Origin of the sequence: Microcoleus sp. Pol12B3 (genome assembly GCF_036701355.1) — a bacterium.
Taxonomy (GTDB): Bacteria; Cyanobacteriota; Cyanobacteriia; order Cyanobacteriales; family Microcoleaceae; genus Microcoleus.
Genome location: NZ_JAUBQS010000044.1, coordinates 50,355 through 56,354 on the forward strand (window position 1 = coordinate 50,355; position 6,000 = coordinate 56,354).

Annotated in this window: 2 protein-coding genes; one reads left to right on the forward strand and one right to left on the reverse strand. The window is 52.4% G+C overall.

From position 1 onward, the window contains the following. The first annotated feature begins 202 nt into the window (after positions 1 to 202). Entirely contained in the window at positions 203 to 826 is a 624-nt protein-coding gene (locus QUA53_RS20455; RefSeq protein WP_333099487.1) for a GNAT family N-acetyltransferase, read from the forward strand. 639 nt (positions 827 to 1,465) lie between these two features. Here the strand turns inward: QUA53_RS20455 and QUA53_RS20460 are convergent. Then, positions 1,466 to 6,000, reverse strand: a 4,535-nt coding sequence (locus QUA53_RS20460) for an Ig-like domain-containing protein (protein ID WP_445305244.1), incomplete at its 5' end; no start/stop codon positions are given.

Below are 6,000 nucleotides of genomic sequence, written 5' to 3' on the forward strand. Positions count from 1 at the left end.
TTCAGAACTAGAGTATTAAAGGCTCAAAATTTTCCATTTACCTCAAATACTACTTAAAGTCAAACACAAAAAAATGTAATTTAATCTGGATAATAAACTATGCCTATAAGTTACGTTATAAGATTCAGTATAACATCAGTAAATTTTCTAAGAGGGTAGCTTAGAAACTAGCGTAAAATAATTAATATAGTGGCCTGGCATTGTGAATCCTTCATTTTTTTCCTCACCATCTCACCAACAACAAACTCCCGGACTTTCTGGTTTTTCGATCCGGGTGGCTGCGCCCAACGACTTAACGCAGCTAGCTGATATTTTAGCCATGAGCTTTCACTCCCGCGAGGGGTTTGTAGAATGGGTGTATCCAGTGTTACGTTTGGGCATTTACGAAGATTTAAAAAATCGACTGCGTTCTAAGGCCGAACATTACATTTGTCTGGTTGCTGAGCTAGTCTCGCGCGACGAGGGAACGCAGAATTATCGATCGCACCGAGCTCAGCGCATGGCAGGAACAGTAGAAATGGCTTTGCGTTCTCGCTTTCCTTGGCAAATCCCTAATTCTGACTATCCTTATTTGTCGAATTTAGCCGTTCACCCCGACTATCGGCGGCAGGGGGTTGCTCAACAATTGCTCAGCAACTGCGAGGAGACAGCCAGAGAATGGGGATTTTCTGAGATTTACCTCCACGTTCTGGAAAATAATCACGCGGCGCGACAGTTGTACTATCAGGCAGGCTATCGCTTGCAACAGGTGGATTGGAATTGGACTGGTTGGCTGTTGGGCCAGCCGCGCCGCCTGTTTTTACGCAAGCAGATTTCGCTATCTTAAAGTAAGTATTGGAATTGATCGTGGGGAATTGGGACGAAGCAGGAAAAAGGAAAAACTAGCTATCCGTGTATCTTTGACTTCCGAATTGTGAATCAATGGAATGGGTATGAGGAATTAGTTATGAATTTTAGTTCGCTCTTAAGCGCGATCGCACAACACACTAAAATTATTTGGTAGTAAACACTTGAGCTACTAACCCTTGTGTACCTGGGAACACCTGAAAAACCCCATACAAAGTTAGATCGACTCCGGTAGCCTTGTCGGCCGTAAAAGCTCGTCAATAATCATAGAGAGTGCAACAGAAATTTATCTGCGTTAATCTGTGTTTATCTGCCCTCATATGCGGTTGAAAAAAGATAATTTATCGAACCGCACATGACAAGGGATTGAAGCCGCTAAAGATAATAGACTTATAAATAATTCCGAGGCTAACAAATTTGATGTTATACCAAATCCGGCTTGAATACACCTTAATTTTTTAGCATTTTAGAGAGGGAAAAAAGGCAACTGTAATAGCGATGTCAAGGGCAGAGTGCTACACAGTTTCTAAGCCAGATTGAGTATTGTGAGGAACGCCACAGAAGTTCTGATCTGCTGTGGCGTTTTGTTTGTCAAAACAGGAGACTTTCGCCACCAATTCTAGAGCTCAGAGAGATTTGGTAGGAAATCCGAGGAGCCGATCGCCCCCTGAACCCCAACCAGATTCGCTAAAACCCGATCGGTGCCTGCTACTTGCAGCAACGTACCGTTCGGAGTGGCGCTAAATTGCAACTGCTGGAAACTCAGCCCGTCGGTCAAAACAAACTTATCGACGCCTACCTCGAAGTTAATCACAGTATCAGTGCCGCCCTCACCATTCAACAAAAATTGATCGCTCCCAACACCTCCAATTAAAGTATCGTCGCCCAAGTCGCCAAACAGCCAGTCATCTCCAGCGCCCCCATTGAGCAGGTCGTTATCTTTACCCCCAATTAGGGTATCGCTGCCAGCATCTCCGTTGATAGTATCTTGGCCTTCGTTGCCGTAAAGCAAGTCATCGCCCTCACCGCCGTTGATGCAGTCTTGCTGGTCGTTTGCCCCCACCGAGACACCCCGGTTATCAGCACGATCGCCATAGATGGTATCGTTGCCCTCGCCACCGCAGAGTTCATCGCTGCCGTCACCGCCGTAAATCAAGTCGTCGCCCCGATCTCCCTGTATGAGGTCGTTAGCTTTGCCGCCGTAAATCAAGTCGTTGTCTTGACCGCCACTGATGGTATCTTCAGCTTCATCGCCGAACAGCACATCAGCACCGATGCCGCCAAAGAGCAAGTCTTGGCCGCCAACATCTTTAGCTCGACTGCGAGCACCGCCGTACATGGTGTCGTCGCCGCTGTCGCCGACAAGGGTATCAGAGCCGAGTTCGCCCCAAATCAGGTCATTATCTTTGCCACCCCAAACACAATCATTGCCTTTACCTGCTTGCACGGTATCATTACCGTGGCCGCTGCCGATGATGTCGTTGCCGCTGCCACCAAACAGGAAGTCTTGTTCCCCGATATCCCCGATTGACTGGGAACTGCCACTGTCGCCGAGCAGAGTATCGGCTCCTTCGCCGCCGTAGAGGGTATCGGAGCCTAATTGACCGTAGATGATGTCATTGCCTTTACCTCCGTAAGCGCGATCGTTATCTTTGCCTGCAACCAGCGTATCGTTGGCTTGTTGACCGTTGAGGAAGTCGTTACCGAAGCCTCCGTACAGCAAGTCGCGTCCCTGGGAGTCGTTGGCCCTTTGGTCGCGGATGCCCCCAAACAAGCTGTCGGAGCCGATGCCCCCAAACAACGTATCGGAGCCGAGTTCGCCCCAAATCAGGTCATTTTCTTTACCTCCAAGGGCAATATCGTCACCTTTGCCGGTATGGATGGTATCGTCGCCCTCGTTGCCGTTAATGATGTCTGCACCCTCGCCTCCAAAAATCAAATCGCGAGCATCGTCAGGACTCTGGGAGTTGTTCTGCCCGGTGTCTCCGAGAATCGTATCCGCACCTCGATCTCCAAATAGGTTGTCAGAGCCTAAGTCCCCGGCAATCCAGTCATTCTGTTTGCCTGCGAATACGATATCGTTGCCCTCGTCTCCGTAAACAATATCGGTGTCAATGCCACCAAAAATCCTGTCATTGTCTTCGTTGCCGTAAATTTCGTCCGCGCCATCTTCACCTAAAAGCAGGTCGTTGCCTTCAAAACCGACAATTTTTTGGTTGCCTTTGGTGTCTACGATGAAGTCATCGCCGTCGGTTCCTTTGGTGGTTTTTCCCTGTGAAAATTGTGAAATAGGCCGGACAAATCCAACTGCGGGTGGTTGCTGCGGGGGCGCAAAGGTAATTGCCGGTTTTTCAACAATGGGCTGACACAAACAGTCGGTATCTGGTTCCCCGATCGGATTTGAGATGATCGGCGATGCCGGAGTTGGTGTCGGCCTTGGCGCCACCGGCCGCAAGATAGCGACAACAGTAGCGACAGCGGGACTGGAGGCGCCACTGTTGTCTGTGGCGCTGTAGGTGAAATTGGCTCCTGTAAAGTTGCCAGTTGTTTGGAAAAATAGTTCCTGTAACTGTTGAGGCATCAGAACTTGACCTGCTGTGACTGGTACACCGCCGTTGGCTGGGTCTCCTAAAAACAGGACGGCTTGGTCTGGTGAGGGCAGGGTGTTGATGGTGTAAGAGACGATCGACCCGTCGGGGTCGCTGCCTCCCAATCCGGTGACTAACTGGCTGGTGTTGGGCCCGAGGTTGGAGTTGGCATTGTTGGCAACTGGTGGTTGGTTGTCAGTTGGAAGTATGGCCGCCACCGTAGCGGCCGCAGGACTGGATGCGCCGCTGTTGTCTGTGGCGCTGTAGGTGAAATTGGCTCCTGTAAAATTGCCAGTTGTGAAGAAAAATAGTTGCTGCAACTGTTCTGGCGTCAGAACTTGACCTGCTGTCACCGGTACACCGCCGTTGGCTGGGTCTCCTAAAAACAGGACGGCTTGGTCTGGTGAGGGCAGGGTGTTGATGGTGTAAGAGACGATCGACCCGTCGAGGTCGCTGCCGCCCAATCCGGTGACTAACTGGCTGCTGTTGGGCCCGAGTCTGGAGTTGGCATTGTTGGCAACTGGTGGTTGGTTGTCAGTTGGTGTGGGAGTTGGTGTGGGAGTTGGTGTGGGAGTTGGTGTGGGAGTTGGTGTGGGAGTTGGTGTGGGAGTTGGCACTATCAGTCCATTCACACTAGCGGTAGCGGGTGGACTGATAGCACCGCTGTTGTCTCTGGCGCTATAAGTGAAATTGGTTCCTGTAAAGTTGCCCGTTGTGAAGAAAAATAGTTGCTGTAACTGTTCTGGCGTCAGGACTTGGCCTGGTGTCACCGGTACGCCGCCGTTGGCTGGATCTCCTAAAAACAGGACGGCTTGGTCTGCTGGGGGCAGGGTGTTGATGGTGTAAGAGACGATCGACCCGTCGGGGTCGCTGCCGCCCAATCCGGTGACTAACTGGCTGCTGTTGGGTCCGAGGCTGGAGTTGGCATTGTTGGCCAATGGTGGTTGGTTGTCAGTTGGTGTGGGAGTTGGTGTGGGAGTTGGGGCCCCCGGCCGCAAGATAGCCGCCACAGTAGCGACAGCAGGACTGGAGGCGCCACTGTTGTCTGTGGCGCTGTAGGTGAAATTGGCTCCTGTAAAGTTGCCAGTTGTTTGGAAAAATAGTTGCTGCAACTGTGCTGGAGTCAGGACTTGACCTGGTGTCACCGCCACACCGCCGTTGGCTGGATCTCCTAAAAAAAGGACGGCTTGGTCTGGTGACGGCAGGGTGTTGATGGTGTAAGAGACGATCGACCCGTCGGGGTCGCTGCCTCCCAATCCGGTGACTAACTGGCTGCTGTTGGGCCCGAGGCTGGAGTTGGCATTGTTGGCTAAGGGCGGTTGGTTATCTGTTGGAAGTATGGCGGCCACAGTAGCGGTAGCGGGACTGGTGGCGCCGCTGTTGTCGGTAGCGCTGTAGGTGAAATTGGCTCCTGTAAAGTTGCCTGTGGCTTGGAAAAATAGTTGCTGCAACTGTTCTGGAGTCAGGACTTGACCTGCTGTCACCGGTACACCACCGTTGGCTGGATCTCCTAAAAACAGCACGGCTTGGTCTGCTGGAGGCAGGGTGTTGATGGTGTAAGAGGCGATCGACCCGTCGGGGTCGCTGCCGCCCAATCCTGTGACTAACTGGCTGCTGTTGGGGCCGAGGCGGGAGTTGGCATTGTTGGCTAATGGCGGTTGGTTGTTAGTTGGACTTGGTGTTGGTGTGGGAGTTGGCGAAACAGGCCGCAAGATAGCCGCCACAGTAGCGACAGCGGGACTGGATGCGCCGCTGTTGTCGGTAGCGCTGTAGGTGAAATTGGCTCCTGTAAAGTTGCCCGTCGTTTGGAAAAATAGTTGCTGTAACTGTTGAGGCGTCAGGACTTGACCTGCTGTGACTGGTACGCCGCCGTTGGCTGGATCTCCTAAAAACAGGACTGCTTGGTCTGGTGAGGGCAGGGTGTTGATCGTGTAAGAGGCGATCGACCCGTCGGGGTCGCTGCCTCCCAATCCGGTGACTAACTGGCTGCTGTTGGGCCCGAGGCTGGAGTTGGCATTGTTGGCTAAGGGCGGTTGGTTATCTGTTGGAAGTATGGCGGCCACAGTAGCGGTAGCGGGACTGGTGGCGCCGCTGTTGTCGGTAGCGCTGTAGGTGAAATTGGCTCCTGTAAAGTTGCCTGTGGCTTGGAAAAATAGTTGCTGCAACTGTGCTGGAGTCAGGACTTGACCTGCTGTCACTGGTACACCACCGTTGGCTGGATCTCCTAAAAACAGCACGGCTTGGTCTGCTGGAGGCAGGGTGTTGATGGTGTAAGAGGCGATCGACCCGTCGGGGTCGCTGCCTCCCAATCCTGTGACTAACTGGCTGCTGTTGGGGCCGAGGCGGGAGTTGGCATTGTTGGCTAATGGCGGTTGGTTGTTAGTTGGAGTTGTGGGAGTCGGTGTGGGAGTTGGAGTTGTGGGAGTCGGTGTGGGAGTTGGAGTTGTGGGAGTCGGTGTGGGAGTTGGAGTTGTGGGAGTCGGTGTGGGAGTTGGAGTTGTGGGAGTCGGTGTGGGAGTTGGAGTTGTGGGAGTCGGTGTGGGAGTTGGAGTTGTGGGAGTCGGTG